Origin of the sequence: Stenotrophomonas sp. PI_27, assembly GCF_027854495.1 — a bacterium.
Taxonomy (GTDB): domain Bacteria; phylum Pseudomonadota; class Gammaproteobacteria; order Xanthomonadales; family Xanthomonadaceae; genus Stenotrophomonas; species Stenotrophomonas pavanii.
In genome coordinates, this window is sequence record NZ_JAJNOF010000008.1 from 156,160 (window position 1) to 171,173 (window position 15,014).

Genomic DNA, 15,014 nt, shown 5'->3' on the forward strand with positions numbered 1-15,014 from the left:
TTGCGAAGGGAATCCGGCCCCTTTTTCATCCGGCTGCCGGACCTGCGCGGGGGCCCTGCACCGTTCGTTGGTTTTCCGTAAAGAAGGTTTCATGTTCCGTTCGCATAGTGGCCCTGCACCGCGCACGCGTGCCGGTGATCACTCCCCATGCAACGGACCACCATGCAGACCCGACACCTGACGATCGCCGTAGCGATCGCGCTCTCCGCCGCTGCCAGCGCCCATGCCGCCACCACCGCCGATACCGGCGCCAGCACCGATGCCGCGCTGAGCGCGCAGACGCTGGATACCGTCTCTGTGATCGGCCAGGGCGAGACCCGCCAGGTGCAGCGCATCACTGCCGTGGACAAGCAGGTGCTGCCGCCGGGCACCAGTGGCCAGAAGATCCTCGACCGCCTGCCGGGCGTGTCGGTGCAGTCCAACGATGCCTTCGGTGCCAACGAGGAATCGCAGACCATCAGCCTGCGCGGCTTCGACAAGAGCCGCCTGGGCTACACGCTGGACGGCATCCCGCTGGGCGACAACAGCTACGGCAACTACAACGGGCTGAGCATTGCCCGCGCGATCATCGCCGAGAACCTGGCCGGCGCCGAACTGTCGCAGGGCATCGGTTCGCTGGGCGTGGCCTCGACCAGCAACCTCGGCGGCACCATCCAGTATTTCTCGATGGACCCGTCCACCGAGTTCGGTGGCCGCGCCAGCGTCACCGTCGGCGACAACAACCAGCGCCGTGGCTACCTGCGCGTGGACACCGGCGACCTCAACGGCTTCTCGGCCTACGTGTCCGGCGTGCACCAGGACCAGGACATGTGGGCCGCGCCGTACCAGAACCAGACCACCCGCCAGTTCAATGCCAAGGCAGTGTGGAATGTCGGCGACCACCGTTTCGGTGCGTTCGTGGCGACCTCGCGCGCCAGCCAGGCCAACTACGCCTACCTGTCCAAGGACATGCTGGCACGCGGACTGGGCTATGACTGGAACATCTACGCGCCGGACTGGGATCGCGCCGTCGCCGCCGCGTACTGCGCGCCGGGCACCTACAACAAGGCGCGCTGCAAGTTCAGCGGCGGCGTCAACAGCATCGACGATGCGTACTACCAGAGCCGTGCGCTGCGTGACGACAACCTGTACTCGATCGATGCCGACCTGCGCCTGGGCGAGCAGGGTCGCCTGAAGGTGCTGGCCTACCACCACGACAACCGTGGCCAGGGCCACTGGTGGGCGCCGGGCCAGCCGTCCTACCCGGGTACCGACAGGATGCTGCCGATCTCGATCCGCAGCACCAACTACACGATCAACCGCGATGGCCTGACGGCCGCGCTGTCGTGGACGGTGGGCATCCACGAGCTGGAAGCCGGCCTGTGGTACGAGCAGAACGACCATAACGTGTCGCGCAACTTCTACTACATCAGCGGCCCGTTCCTGGACGACCTGTACCTGAAGAACCCCGACCGCCTGCTGTTCAACCAGGACTTCGACATCCGCACGCGCCAGTTCTACGTGCAGGACCGCATGCGCTTTCTGGACCAGCGCCTGACCGTGGACGTGGGCATCAAGAGCCCCAACACCCGCATGCGCGCCACCGCGCAGCCCGGTGTCGAGACCCGCATCGCCTCGGGCACGCTGACCGCCAAGGAATCGGTGCTGCCGCAGGTGGGCGTGGGTTTCAAGCTCAACGCCAACAATGAGCTGTTCGCCTCCTACGCCGAGAACATCGCCGCCTTCGTTGGCGGTGGCAGCGGCGGCCCGCTGCAGGTGTCGCCGGAATCGTTCGCGGCCAGCGCCGGGCTGGAGCCGGAGAAGTCCAAGAGCCTGGAAGCCGGCTTCCGTACCTTCGGCGAGAAGTACCAGGCGTCGATCGCCGCATACAACGTCACGTTCGACAACCGCCTGCTGTCGCTGAACCCGTGCTCGAGCATCGAGGTCGGCACGCGCCCGGAGTGCGTGACGCGCTTCATCAACGTCGGTTCGGTGAAGAGCCATGGCGCGGAACTGACCTTCATCCTCAAGCCGATCGATGGCCTGCAGTGGTACAACGCGCTGTCCTGGAACAAGACCACCTACGAGGACGACTATCTGTCCGGCGGTGCGGTGGTGCCGGTGGCCGGCAAGATCACGGTGGACACGCCGCAGCGCATGGCCTCCAGCGAGATCAGCTGGAACCGTGATGGCTTCTTCGCCAGCCTGCGTGCCAAGTACACCGGCAAGCGCTACTACACCTACACCAACGACCAGTCGGTGCCGGGCGTGACCACCTTCGACGCCGGTGCCGGCTACGACTTCGGCCCGGGGCTGGGCCTGCGCAACGTGCGGGTGTCGTTGAACGCGACCAACCTGACCAACAAGCGCTACGCGGGCCAGCTGAGCTCGTTCGCACCGACCGACCCGAACGGCACGCGCTATGCGATCCACGCGAGCGCACCGCGGCAACTGTTCATGACGGTGGCGGCGGAGTTCTAAGTCGAAAGCGTTGCTCCGCGGCGTCTTGATTATCATCGCGGGGCAGAGCCGGATGGGCCGGCGCAGGACACGCCGTAAACCCATCCATGGGGGCTCGATGGCGCCATCCATGGCGCCAACGGTCCTGCGCCGGCCCATCCGACCCTGCTCGACGGCTTCCCGCGCCACGGTGCGGAAGGCAAAGAAGAGCAAAAGCAAAGAGCCGGGCATTGCCCGGCTCTTTGCTTTTCAAGCGCAATCCCTTCGGCACGGTGATGTGCTGCCGCCCGCGCGGGAAACTGTCTGGCGGCGGTGGGGCACCCTGGCCAGGACCGTGAGGCGCATGGATGCGCCGATCGAGCCCCCATGGATGGGTTTACGGCGTGTCCTGGCCAGGGTGCCCCACCGCCGCCCAGCGATATCCATCGAGGCGCCAGCGCATCATCCCGCCAACGCATTTCATTCCGGCGCCAGCTGGTCCATCCGTATGCGGTTGGCAAACAGCGAGAACGCCAGCATCCCGGCCAGGCCGTTCGCCCGGCTCACCCAGTGCGGCAGCCAGCGCGGCGGCTTCAACACCCCCGCCTCGAACAACGGCGCGAACGCGATCGCATCGGCCAGGCTCATCTTGCCGGCGAACAACCAGCGGCAGACCTGCAGGCGATCCTCGGCCAGCATGTGGCGGAAGAAGGTATGCACCGACACCAGCCCGCGCAGGTACACCGTATCCTTGGTGAACGCCAGGCCGCCGCTGGGCGGCACCCCGCGGAACACGCGCTGTGCCGAGGCGAAACTCTCCTCCGGGTTCTGCCCGGCATCGCAGAAGTAGCGGAACACTTCGATGAAGTCGGCGCCTTCGCGTGCCATCGCGATCGCTTCGGTGCGCAGGCTGATCCGCTTCAGGCGCTCGATGTCGATGCTGCCGGTGATCTGCTCGGCGAACGTGGCCAGCCCTTCCTGGGTCGCCGTCACCCGTGGCGAGGACAACGCCAGGCTCGGCAGTACCGGCTGGCCGCGGCCATTCAATGCGGTCAGCGAGTGCACCAGCGCTTCATGGTGGAACAGCTGCGCGCGGTCGTAGGCGCTGAAGCGCGCACTGGTGCGCAGGCGGATGCGGGTCGGGCCGGCGGCGGCCTTGGAAACGAGTTCAGGATCCAGCTGCACCTGGATGATGCGCGATTCGAAGAACGCATCCAGATCGTTCTGCAGCTGCAGTTGCAGGGCAATGGCCGAGACCGGCACCTGCTCTTCGGGCGCCAGCAGCTCGTGGTCCAGTTCGGCGGCGATCTGGATGAAGTGGCGCGCCGCGTCGCGCGTACTCGGGCCATTGCCCGGCAGCGGCTGCTCGGGGGCACCGAACAGCTGCACCGAGCAGGTATCGACAGCGGCAGTGCCCAGCCCTTCCAGCAGCTGCGCGGCCAGGTCCCAGCTCTGCGCCGACTGCTGCACATAGTGGCCCAGCGGGTGGCTGTCATCGCAGTCGGCGGCGATCGCGGCCAGCGCACGGCGCTCTTCGCTGAAGTCGAGCCGGGGGTAATCCACTTTCGGCAGCACCGGCTGGCCGCGCGCCACGCTGTCCAGGAACGGTGCCTGCACCGTGGCCGGCCAGCTGGTCAGCCCCAGCAGGCGGATGCCGCCCACGGCCTCGACCAGGCGCGCATCGAGCGCTGCATGGTGGGCCACCTCACGGTCCAGCGTCGCGGTCGGTTCCATGCGCGGACTATAACGCCCTGCCCGCGCGTTGGTAGGTGCCAACCGTGGTTGGCACCCAGCCGAAGCAGGCAGACGCAGATTCATTGCAGGGGTCAGAACCCATTACGGTGCAATGGGATCCGACCCCGCGATACCGATCAACGCCGGCGCGGTTTGCCTGCCGGGCGGAACTGCTGGCCCTTGCCCTTCCTGCCGCCGCGCTCCTGCGCGGTTTCGGCCTGGCGTACCGCCAGCTTGGCGGCAGCGGCCGCCACTTCTTCCTTCAGCTTGAAGTAGTTCAGCAGCCGGCTCTCTTCGATCTCGCCGGCCTCGATCGCCGCCCGTACCGCACAGCCCGGTTCCTGGTGATGCGAGCAGTCGCGGAACCGGCACTGTTCGGCCAGCGCTTCAATATCGGCGAAGCCCCCTTCGGACAGCGTCTCTTCGCCGGTCGGCTTCAGCTCGCGCATGCCCGGCGTATCGATCAGGCAGGCGCCGGTCGGCAGCGGCATCAGCGCACGGTGCGTGGTGGTGTGGCGACCGCGCGAATCATTGGCACGCACCGCATTGGTCTTCATGCGCTGCTCGCCAAGCAGGGTGTTGGTCAACGTGGATTTGCCGGCTCCGGAGGAACCGACCAGCACCACGGTGCGGCCCGGGCCCAGCCATGGCTGCAGCACCGCCACGCTGTCGGCATCCAGGCCGTTGATCGCATGCAGCGCGATACCCTGCATTTCCAGCTCTTCCAGCACCGCCAGCGCATCCTCGCTGTACTCGGTCTGGTCAGCCTTGGTCAGCACCACCACCGGTTCGGCACCGCCACCGCCGACCAGCAGCAGGTAGCGCTCGATGCGGCGCGGATTGAAGTCGGCATCCAGGCCGCAGACGATGAACACCGTATCGATGTTGGCCGCGATCACCTGCTGGTGGTAGTGCTCGCCGGCGGCGCCACGCTTGATCGCGGTACGGCGCGGCAGCAGCGCAACGATGCGGATGCCGTCGAGCAGCACCCAGTCGCCCACTGCAGGCCGCTCGTGGCTGGGGAAGCGTGGGCGCTGCCATTCCGGCAGCGATTCGGCCTTGATCGACGCATCCGGGCCATCGGCCACCACGTAGTGGGTGCGGTGTTGTTCGATCACCCGGGCCGGGCGGGCCTGCGGGTGCGTGGCCATCACGGCCTGCCAGTCGGCCTGCTGCGCCGGGCCCGGCCAGGGCCAACCGATGGTCTGCAGGGCGATGAAATCGGGGGTCTGGGTCATCGCCGCCATTCTACCTGTGCCAGCCCCCTGCCAGCCCAGCAATGACAAGCCCGGAGCCCTTGCCATGCGCTGCAGCAATTCCGGTAGGATGGAAACCCCACGCCACTGACGGCCCAGCCCCATGTCCACCCCCTCGCCCAAGCCCCTGGCCATCCGCGAGCGCCTTTCCGAAGTGCGCTACGAAATCCGCGGAGAACTGGCGCGGCGAGCCCGGGAGCTGGAGGCGCAGGGCCGCAAGTTGATCAAGCTCAACATCGGCAACCCGGGCAACTTCGGTTTCCGTGCACCCGAACACCTGCAGCGCGCGATCGCCGATGACATGGGCCGCACCGACCCGTACACCCACCAGCAGGGCCTGCCGGTGGCACGCGAAGCCATCGCCGCGTACTACGCCCGCCGTGGCGCGCCGGATGCGCATCCTGACCGTGTGTTCGTCGGCAACGGCGTCAGTGAACTGATCGACCTGTCGCTGCGCGCCCTGCTCAACCCGGGCGACGAAGTGCTGGTGCCTTCACCCGACTACCCGCTGTGGTCGGCCTCGACCATCCTCAACGATGGCCGCCCGGTCTACTACCGCTGCGCCGCCGAGAACGGCTTCCAGCCGGACCCGAGCGAGATCGAGACGCTGGTGTCCTCGCGCACCCGCGCCATCGTGCTGATCAACCCGAACAACCCCAGCGGCGCCAGCTACCCGCGCGAACTGCTGGAGCGCGTGGTCGAGATCGCGCGCCGCCACAACCTGCTGCTGCTGGTCGATGAGATCTACGACCAGATCCTGTACGACGATGCGGTGTTCCAGCCGGTCGCGCCGCTGGCCGGCGACCATCCGTGCCTGACCTTCAGTGGCCTGAGCAAAGTGCACCGCGCCTGTGGCTGGCGCGTGGGCTGGGCCCACCTCAGTGGCGATGACGCACGCCTGGGCGATTTCCGCGCTGCACTGGACCTGCTGGGCGCACTGCGCCTGTGCGCCAACGTGCCGGGCCAGTACGCCATCGAGGCCGCAGTGAACGGCCCGGACACCATCTCCGAACTGTGCACCCCGGGCGGGCGGCTGTATGAAACCCGCCGCGCCGTGATCGAGGCCTGCGCAGCCAGCGAGCACCTGTCGCTGGTCGCGCCGGCCGGTGCGCTGTACGCATTCCCAGCCGTGGTCGGTGCCGCCGCCAAGGGCTTCGACGACCACAATTTCGCACTGGACCTGATGAACAACGAAGGCGTGCTGGTGGTGCCGGGTTCCAGCTTCAATGTGCCGTACCGCCATCATTTCCGCGTGACCCTGCTGCCGGAAGCGTCGGTGATGCGCGATGTGTTTGCCCGCATCGACCGCGTGCTGGCCCGCCGTGCCGAGGACGCGACCAAGGTCGTGCCGTTGAAGCCGCGCCGCTCGGTGGCCTGAGCCGTGGCGCTGTCCTACCTGGCGCTGGGCGACTCGTACACCATCGGTGAAGCGGTTGCGGTCGAAGGCCGCTGGCCGCACCAGCTGGCCGCCGCCCTGCGTGCGCAGGATGTGGCGCTGGCCGACCCGCAGACCATCGCCACCACCGGCTGGACCACCGACGAGCTGGACGCCGGCATCGATGCGGCCGCGCCGCAGGGCCCGTTCGATTTCGTCAGCCTGCTGATCGGCGTCAACAACCAGTACCGCGGCCGACCGCTGGACGAGTACCGCGTGCAGTTCCAGGCCCTGCTGCAGCGGGCGATCGGCTTGGCCGGTGGCCGTCCCGGGCGCGTGCTGGTGCTGTCCTTCCCCGATTGGGGCGCAACCCCGTTCGGTATCGGCAGCGGCCGTGACCTGGCCGCGATCGAGATCGAGACCGACGAATTCAACGCGGCCGCCGAAGTGATCTGCACCCAGCAGGGCGTGGCCTTCGTCGACATCACCGACATCAGCCGTGACCAGGGAGGCAATCCGGCGATGATCGCCGACGATGGCCTGCACCCGTCGGCCCGGATGTACGCACTGTGGAGCGCTCGCGCACTGCCGGTCGCCGCGCACCTGCTTGGCGGAACGGACTGAGGCGATGGACGGCACGCCACGGAACGGCTCGCCCCTGCCCTGCACTCCCCTGGCCGCACCGCAGGCCCGTGCGATCGCCGAGGCATTCCGCCCCGCGCACGCCTGGGCCAGCCGCCGCGACTACTACTACACCCGCAGCAAGCTGGGCAGCGACCCGCTGTATGACGGCGTGCTGCAGCACCTGCCTGGCGACGGGCAACCGGTGCTGGACCTGGGCTGCGGGCTGGGCCTGTTCGCCCACGTGCTGCGCCAGCGCGGCGGCTCCCAGCCCTACCTGGGCGTGGACGTGGACGCCGGCAAGATTGCCCGTGCGCAGCGTGCCGCCGCCGGCCTGCCCGCTGTGCGTTTCAACTGCCTGGACGTGCAGGCTCCGCTGCCTGCGCAGGCCGGGCACGTGCTGCTGCTGGATGTGCTGCAGTACCTGGATGCGGGCCCACAGCAGGCGCTGCTGCGCGCGGCCAGTGCCCGGGTCGCCCGCGGTGGTCGCCTGCTGCTGCGCACGCCGCTGGCCACCGGCGATGGCCGCGACCGCACCACGCGGGTGGCGGACCGGCTGGCTTGGCTGGTCGGCTGGATGGGCACGCGACCGCGCCATTACCCCGACCCGCAGGTGCTGCAGGCGACACTGGCCGAGGCCGGATTGACGGTGACGGCACCGCGCGCCCTGCACGGGCGCACGCCGTTCAACAGCTGGTTGCTGGTGGCCGAACGCCCCGCGTCGTAGCGCCGAGCGCAGCATGTGCGGCGCTGCGCTACAGGATGATCGCCAACCCTTGCAGCGCCGAGCCCATGCTCGGCTGCTCCATATCACCAGGCTGGCGTTACGGGACCGGCAGCCGCGCCTTCAGCCCACGCTCGTCCAGCACCTGCAGCACGCGCGCGATGATCGCCAGGTTGTGGCCGTGGGCGGCGCCCTCATGCAGCAGCACGATGGCGCCCGGCCGCAGGTCCGGCAGCAGGCGGTCGAGCACGCCCTCCGGCGTGCAGCCGACACCGTCGTAGCCACGGGCGCTCCAGCCCACGCGCACCAGTCCCAGCGTCTTCAGCACCGGCGCCACGAATGGATTGGTCATGCCGACCACCGAGCGGTACCAGCGCACCGGACGACCGCCCACCGCCTGCAGCGCATGCTGGCAGCCCTCGATCTCGGCACGCATCGCTGCCGGGCCCAGCCGCCAGAAGCGCGCCTGTGGATGACTGTGGCTGTGGTTGCCCAGGTCGTGGCCGCGGCGCAGGATCTCCTGCACCAGTTCCGGCTGTGCCAGCGCGCGCTCGCCCACCAGGAAGAAGGTGGCGCGGGCCTGGTGCTGGTCCAGCAGGTCGAGCACGGCGCGGGTTTCCGGGCCGGGACCGTCATCGATGGTCAACCAGACGCTGTTGCCGGCCTCCGGCAACCGGCTCAGCACCGGCGCGTAGAAGCGGCTGTTGGGCAGGAACACCGGCACCAGGAACAGTGCGTGGCTAGCCACCATCACGGGCAGCCCCCAGCGCCAGCCGGCCAGGGCCCAGACCAGGATCACCGCCAGCTGCGACGCCACCAGCCAGGGCAGCCAGCGCCAGGGCCGGGTCGGGATGCGATGCAATGTTCCTGCGTTGCTCATCCCCCATGATGCCATGAGGGGTAGAATTGATGATTCGAATTCCCGGAACCCCGACGTCCATGTCCCTCGATCCCGCCCTGCGTTCGCGCATCGAATCCATCCTCAACGCCAACCGCGTCGTGCTGTTCATGAAGGGCCAGCCGTCGATGCCGCAGTGTGGTTTCTCGGCCAAGGCCGTGGGCGCCCTGCAGGACCTCGGCGTCGAGTTCGCCCACGTCAACGTGCTGGCCGACCAGGAAATCCGTGAAGGCATCAAGGCCTATGGCGACTGGCCGACCATCCCGCAGCTGTACATCGACGGCGAACTGGTCGGTGGCAGCGACATCGTGCTGCAGATGGCCGCCAGCGGCGAGCTGAGCAGCGTGCTCGGCCTGGCCGCTCCGGATCGCACCCCGCCGAGCATCACCGTCACCCCGGCCGCCGTGGAAATGCTCAAGGGCGCGCTGGCCGATGCCCCGGGCGCTGCGCTGCAGCTGACCATCGACGCGCGCTTCCAGCCGAACTTCCAGCTGGCCCCGCACGACGAAGGCGCCATTGCCGCCGAGTCCAACGGCCTGCGCGTGCAGTTCGACCTGGCCAGCGCCCGTCGCGCCAACGGCATCACCATCGACTGGGTGGACGACATCCGCGGCAAGGGTCTGGCCATCGACAACCCGAATGCGCCCAAGCCGGTGCAGGAAATCAGCGTGCGCGATGCCGACGACCTGGTGCGCGCCGGCACCATCACCCTGGTGGACGTGCGCCCGGCCGATGAGCGCGAGATCGCTGCCGTGGGCGTGCCGTTCAAGACCTTCGACGGCAACGGCCGCGCCGCGCTGGAGGCCCTGCCCAAGGACACCGCGCTGGCCTTCCTGTGCCACCACGGTGGCCGTAGCGCGCAGGCCGCCGAGCAGTTCCGCGCCCTGGGCTTCACCAAGGTGTTCAACGTCACCGGCGGCATCGACGCCTGGTCGGAAGACGTCGACAACGGCGTGCCGAAGTACTGATTGAAGGCCCGGGGTCAGAGCCCTTTCCTGCGGAAAGGCGATCTGACCCCTAAAAAGGGGACGGAGGGGATTAAGTCGTTTGTGGCATAAACGACTTAATCCCCTCCGTCCCCTTTTTTCAGCCGGCGAATCCGCCCTCGGCCAGGTAGTCCAGTTCCTCCGGCGAGGGGATGCGCCCCAGCACGGCGTTGCGGTGCGGGAAGCGACCGAAGCGGCGGATGATGTCGCGGTGCAGTTCGGCGTACTGCAGGTATTCCTTGTCGCCCAGCACGTCGAACATCGCCACCGAGCGGTCCTGGTCCAGCGGGTCCTCGGAATGCTCGAACGGCAGGTAGATGAAGGCGCGCAGCTTCGGCACCAGCTGCAGGTCCAGGCCTTCCTCGATGGCGCGCATGGCGTAGTGCCGGGCCAGGCCATCGGTGGCATAGGAGTGGGCGGTACCGCGGAAGCAGTTGCGCGGGAACTGGTCCAGCAGCAGCATCAGCGCCAGCGCGCCCTCGGCACTGCCCAGCCAATGCTCGCGCGCGCGCGATGCCGCAGCGTAATGCTCATCCAGGAACAACTGGCGGAACTGCGCGTCGAACGCGTCGTCGCGGGCGAACCACTTCGCAGGGCCCGCCTCTTTCCAGAATTCCACCACGTGCGCGGCAACGTCCATTACCTACTCCCCAGGGCCGGCGCGCCGCGCCAGGCCATCATCATCATTCGTCGAAGCGCAGGTGGCGGACCGACTTGCCGTTGCGCCGGATAAGCTTAAGCGCCTCGATACCGATCTGGATATGGTTTTCCACGAACTGGGAGCTGACCTTGGCATCGGAGGCCTCGGTCTTGACCCCGTCGGGGATCATCGGCTGGTCCGACACCAGCAGCAGTGCGCCGCTGGGAATGTGGTTGGCGAAGCCAGCGGCGAACACGGTGGCGGTTTCCATGTCGATGGCCATGCAGCGCATCGCCCGCAGCCGCTCCTTGAAGGCCTCGTCGTGCTCCCAGACCCGGCGGTTGGTGGTGTAGACGGTACCGGTCCAGTAGTCGTGGCCAAGGTCGCGGATCATGGTCGAGACCGCACGCTGCAGCGCGAAGGCGGGCAGCGCCGGCACTTCCGGCGGCAGGTAGTCACCTGAAGTACCCTCGCCGCGGATCGCCGCGATCGGCAGCACCAGGTCACCCAGCTGGTTCTTGCGCTTCAGGCCACCGCACTTGCCCAGGAACAGCACCGCCTTGGGCATCACCGCCGACAGCAGGTCCATGATGATCGCGGCATTGGGGCTGCCCATGCCGAAGTTGATCATGGTGATGCCATCGATGGTGGCACTGGCCATCGGCCGGTCCAGGCCGATGACCGGGGCCCCGGTCAGCGCGGAGAAGGTGTGCAGGTAGCCGCCGAAATTGGTCAGCAGGATGTGCTGGCCGAACTGGTCCAGCGGCACGCCGGTGTAACGCGGCAGCCAGTTGTCGACGATTTCCTGCTTGCTCTTCATGGGCAGTCCGGTACGGCGGGGGACCGCATAGTTTCAGCCACCCGGCCGGTGCCGTCGAGCGACCGTCGGCAGGCCTGTGAAGAAGGTCACTTGGCAAGCCCGCCATCGCCCGGCTAGCGTCGGCGGCTGGATCACGCTGCGAGGGGAACTGCATGGCATCACCGTTGTTGCGCACCAGCCTGGGGCTGGCGCTGCTCTCACTGGCAACCGCACCCGCGACAGGCGCCTCGCGCTTCGTCGCCGATCCCTACCCCAGCACCTACCAGGCGCATCCCGATGCGCCGGTGCTGATCCAGAACGCCACCGTGCTGACCGGCACCGGCCAGCGCCTGGACAACGCCGACGTGCTGCTGCGCGAGGGCCGGATCGCCGCCGTGGGCCGCCAGCTGCAGGCCGACGTCGGTGTCACCCGCATCGATGCGCAGGGCAAGTGGGTCACCCCCGGCCTGATCGACGTGCACTCGCACCTGGGCGTGTACCCCAGCCCGGGCGTCGGCGCGCACAGCGACGGCAACGAGATGACCGCGCCGGTCACCGCCAACGTCTGGGCCGAGCACTCGGTCTGGCCGCAGGACCCGGGTTTTGCCACCGCGCTGGCCGGCGGCGTGACCAGCATGCAGGTGCTGCCGGGCTCGGCCAACCTGGTCGGTGGCCGCGGCGTGACCCTGAAGAACGTCCCCGCCATCACCTACCAGGCGATGAAGTTTCCCGGCGCACCCTGGGGACTGAAGATGGCCTGTGGCGAGAACCCCAAGCGGGTCTACGGCGAAGGCAAGGGCGTGACCCCGGCCACGCGGATGGGCAACGTCGCCGGCTATCGTGCCGCCTTCATCGATGCCGCCGACTACATCGCCAAGAACAAACCGAAGCCGGCCAAGCGCAAGGGCTGGTTTGGCAGCGACAAGGGCGACAGCGCCGGTGATGCCGGCGGCAAGCGCGATCTCAAGCTGGACACGCTGGCCGGCGCGATCGAAGGCGACATCCGCGTGCACATCCACTGCTACCGCGCCGACGAGATGGCCACCATGCTCGACCTGGCCAAGGAATTCGGCTTCAAGGTGGCAGCCTTCCACCACGGCGTGGAGGCCTACAAGCTGGCCGACCGGCTGGCCGCCGACGGCGTCTGCGGTGCGCTGTGGGCCGACTGGTGGGGCTTCAAGATGGAAGCCTTCGATGGCATCCCGGAGAACATCGCACTGGTCGACCGGCCGAAGAACAGCTGCGCCATCGTCCATTCCGATTCACCCGAAGGCATCCAGCGCCTGAACCAGGAAGCGGCCAAGGTGATCGCGGCCGCGCGCCGGGCGCACATGCCGGAGATCGCCCCCGAACACGCCATCACCTGGATGACCGCCAACGCCGCCAAGGCGCTGGGCATCGAAGGCCAGACCGGCACCCTGGAGGCCGGCAAGATGGCCGACGTGGTGGTGTGGAACGGCAACCCCTTCAGCTCCTACGCGCTGGCCGAGCAGGTCTTCATCGACGGCCGCCGGCTGTACGACCGCAGCGTACCTGCGGCCACGCCACGTTCCGATTTCCAGCTTGGCCAGGAGGTGCACTGATGGTGGCGCTCAAGCAGTTGGCGCGGTCTGCGGCGAAGGGCCGCCGGGCATGGCTCGGCGCGACGGTCATGGTGCTGGCCTGCCTTTCCGCATCCGCACAGGCGCAGGACCTGCTGGTGCGCAACGCGACCGTGCATACGGCCAGCGCGCGCGGCAGCCTGCAGGGCGCGGACGTACTGGTGCAGGGCGGCATCATCCGCGCGGTCGGCCGCGGCCTGTCCGCCCCGGCCGGCACAACCGTGGTCGACGCCGATGGGCGCCCGCTGACGCCGGCGCTGTTCGGGGGCATCACCGAGATCGGCATCGAAGAAGTCTCCGGTGAAGCGAGCACGGTCGACAGCACGCTGAAGATCGGCGAACAACCGTTGCGCCCCGAATTCGATGTCACCCTGGCCTACAACCCGGCCTCGGTGCTGATCCCGGTGGCGCGCCTGGATGGCATCGGCTTCACTGCGCTGGGGGCCGCCACCGGTGGCGGCTTCGTTGCTGGCCAGGGCGGTGTGATGCGGCTGGACGGCAGCGCCGACCCGCTCGGCCCGCGCGCGCTGTTCCTGCGCCTGGGGTCGGCTGCGGTGGAGTTGACCGGACACTCGCGCGCTGCGCAGTGGATGCTGCTGCAACAGATGGTGGACGAGGCGCGCGGCCAGGTTGCCGCCGACTCGCCGCACGCGCTGCTGACGCCGGCCGGGCGCCGCACCCTGGGCCGTTACCTGGCCGGCCAGGGCCGCATCGTGGTGGAGGTGGACCGCGCCGCGGACATCCGCCAGCTGCTGCGTTGGGCGTCCCGCGAAAGGGTGAAGATCGCCATTGCCGGTGGCAGCGAAGCCTGGCAGCTGGCACCGGAGCTGGCAGCCGCGCAGGTGCCGGTATTCGTCGACGTGCTGTCCAACCTGCCGGCCAGCTTCGACCAGATCGGCGCTACGCTGGAAAACGCGGCACGCCTGCAACGGGCCGGCGTGGCCGTGTCGTTCGTGCAGCGTGGTGATGCTTCGCACAACGCACGCAAGATGCGCCAGCTGGCCGGAAATGCCGTGGCCAACGGTTTGCCCTGGGCCGACGGCCTGGCCGGGCTGACCCGGGTGCCGGCGCAGGCGTTCGGCGTGGCCGACCAGATCGGCAGCATCGAGCCGGGCAAGCGTGCCGACCTGGTGCTGTGGGAGGGCGACCCGCTGGACGTGGCGCACTATGCCGAACAGGTCTGGCTGGGCGGCCGGGCGATGCCGATGCGCTCGCGCCAGACCGAACTGCGTGACCGCTACCTGCAGCGCAACGCGCAGCCCTGACCGCATTGAAGGACACCACCATGGCCACCCTGCGCTGGTATTTCGACTTCGTTTCGCCGTACTCCTACCTGCATTGGCAGAAGCTGAAGCAGCTGCCCCAGTTCCCGCGGATCCAGCCGGTGCCGATCGCCTTTGGCGCCGTGCTGCACCACCTGGGCAATCTCGGGCCGGCCGAGATTCCGGCCAAGCGCCGCTTCATGTACCGCCAGCTGCTGTGGACGGCGCAGGCCGAGGGCACGCCGCTGCACTTCCCGCCGGGCCATCCGTTCAACCCGCTGTCCGCCCTGCGGCTGTGCCTGGCTGCTGGCGCCGGCACGCAAGCGGTGGACGTACTGTTCGACTGGATCTGGCGCGAGGGGCACGCGGGCGATAGTGCCGAGGCCCTGCGCGAACCGGCTGCGCGGCTGGGGATCGAGGATGTCGCCAATGCCATCGCCGCGCCGGCGGTCAAGGAGCAGCTGCGCCGCAACACCGAGGCCGCCATTGCCGCCGGCGTGTTCGGCGTCCCCACCCTGGCCATCGATGGCGAGTTGTTCTGGGGCAACGATGCCCACCCGCTGATGGCGGCGGTGCTGGCCGACCCGGACCTGCTGCAGCAGCCCGAATGGCAGCGCCTGGCCGAGCTTCCGGTGGCGGTGCAGCGCAGTCGCTGAACAGGGCGTGGCGCATTTGCCGCGCGCGCCACGCCAGATTTTGA

Annotated in this window: 13 protein-coding genes; 8 read left to right on the forward strand and 5 right to left on the reverse strand. The window is 68.5% G+C overall.

Features of this window, described 5'->3' with window-relative positions:
- Positions 1 to 162 precede the first annotated feature (162 nt).
- On the forward strand, positions 163 to 2,460 hold the full coding sequence (locus LRM18_RS12490) for a TonB-dependent receptor (protein ID WP_270954737.1): 2,298 nt from the start codon (positions 163 to 165) through the stop codon (positions 2,458 to 2,460).
- A gap of 438 nt (positions 2,461 to 2,898) precedes the next feature.
- On the opposite strand, the gene LRM18_RS12495 is transcribed toward LRM18_RS12490, so the two are convergent.
- Positions 2,899 to 4,152: a flavohemoglobin expression-modulating QEGLA motif protein gene (locus LRM18_RS12495; protein WP_049469072.1), complete on the reverse strand. Its 1,254-nt coding sequence runs from the start codon at positions 4,150 to 4,152 to the stop codon at positions 2,899 to 2,901.
- Between the two features lie 137 nt (positions 4,153 to 4,289).
- Positions 4,290 to 5,399 carry a ribosome small subunit-dependent GTPase A gene (rsgA, locus tag LRM18_RS12500; RefSeq protein WP_049469074.1) on the reverse strand — a complete coding sequence of 370 codons (1,110 nt, stop codon included), beginning with the start codon at positions 5,397 to 5,399 and terminating at the stop codon, positions 4,290 to 4,292.
- A gap of 112 nt (positions 5,400 to 5,511) precedes the next feature.
- Here rsgA and LRM18_RS12505 point away from each other — a divergent pair, with 112 nt between their 5' ends.
- Genes LRM18_RS12505 through LRM18_RS12515 form a run of 3 tightly spaced genes read left to right on the forward strand, consistent with a single transcriptional unit; the run spans position 5,512 to position 8,131 of the window.
- A complete protein-coding gene (locus LRM18_RS12505) occupies positions 5,512 to 6,786 on the forward strand; it encodes a pyridoxal phosphate-dependent aminotransferase (RefSeq protein ID WP_049469076.1) in 1,275 nt (424 codons plus the stop codon).
- A gap of 3 nt (positions 6,787 to 6,789) precedes the next feature.
- Positions 6,790 to 7,407 (forward strand): SGNH/GDSL hydrolase family protein, encoded by a 618-nt coding sequence (locus LRM18_RS12510; RefSeq protein WP_057494595.1) that lies wholly within the window; start codon positions 6,790 to 6,792, stop codon positions 7,405 to 7,407.
- A 4-nt stretch (positions 7,408 to 7,411) separates the two neighbouring features.
- Positions 7,412 to 8,131, forward strand: a complete 720-nt coding sequence (locus LRM18_RS12515) for a class I SAM-dependent methyltransferase (protein WP_270954738.1) — start codon at positions 7,412 to 7,414, stop codon at positions 8,129 to 8,131.
- Positions 8,132 to 8,228: 97 nt separating this feature from the next.
- On the opposite strand, the gene LRM18_RS12520 is transcribed toward LRM18_RS12515, so the two are convergent.
- A complete protein-coding gene (locus LRM18_RS12520; RefSeq protein WP_270954739.1) occupies positions 8,229 to 9,008 on the reverse strand; it encodes a polysaccharide deacetylase family protein in 780 nt (259 codons plus the stop codon).
- A 59-nt stretch (positions 9,009 to 9,067) separates the two neighbouring features.
- Between LRM18_RS12520 and grxD the strand changes: the two genes are divergently transcribed.
- The gene (gene grxD, locus LRM18_RS12525) at positions 9,068 to 9,994 is read left to right on the forward strand and encodes a Grx4 family monothiol glutaredoxin (RefSeq protein WP_049469085.1); all 927 of its coding nucleotides are present in this window, start codon (positions 9,068 to 9,070) and stop codon (positions 9,992 to 9,994) included.
- A gap of 118 nt (positions 9,995 to 10,112) precedes the next feature.
- On the opposite strand, the gene LRM18_RS12530 is transcribed toward grxD, so the two are convergent.
- On the reverse strand, positions 10,113 to 10,652 hold the full coding sequence (locus tag LRM18_RS12530) for a DUF924 family protein (RefSeq protein WP_049469087.1): 540 nt from the start codon (positions 10,650 to 10,652) through the stop codon (positions 10,113 to 10,115).
- Between the two features lie 43 nt (positions 10,653 to 10,695).
- Positions 10,696 to 11,472 (reverse strand): AMP nucleosidase, encoded by a 777-nt coding sequence (locus tag LRM18_RS12535; RefSeq protein ID WP_005419211.1) that lies wholly within the window; start codon positions 11,470 to 11,472, stop codon positions 10,696 to 10,698.
- 152 nt (positions 11,473 to 11,624) lie between these two features.
- Here LRM18_RS12535 and LRM18_RS12540 point away from each other — a divergent pair, with 152 nt between their 5' ends.
- The 3 genes from LRM18_RS12540 to LRM18_RS12550 are packed head-to-tail and all read left to right on the forward strand — an operon-like array spanning position 11,625 to position 14,970.
- Positions 11,625 to 13,034: an amidohydrolase gene (locus LRM18_RS12540; RefSeq protein ID WP_270954740.1), complete on the forward strand. Its 1,410-nt coding sequence runs from the start codon at positions 11,625 to 11,627 to the stop codon at positions 13,032 to 13,034.
- Complete coding sequence (locus LRM18_RS12545; protein ID WP_270954741.1) at positions 13,034 to 14,317, forward strand: amidohydrolase family protein; 1,284 nt, start codon at positions 13,034 to 13,036, stop codon at positions 14,315 to 14,317. Before LRM18_RS12540 ends, LRM18_RS12545 begins: the two co-directional genes overlap by 1 nt.
- 20 nt (positions 14,318 to 14,337) lie before the next feature.
- Positions 14,338 to 14,970 (forward strand): 2-hydroxychromene-2-carboxylate isomerase, encoded by a 633-nt coding sequence (locus LRM18_RS12550; protein WP_270954742.1) that lies wholly within the window; start codon positions 14,338 to 14,340, stop codon positions 14,968 to 14,970.
- Positions 14,971 to 15,014 lie beyond the last annotated feature (44 nt).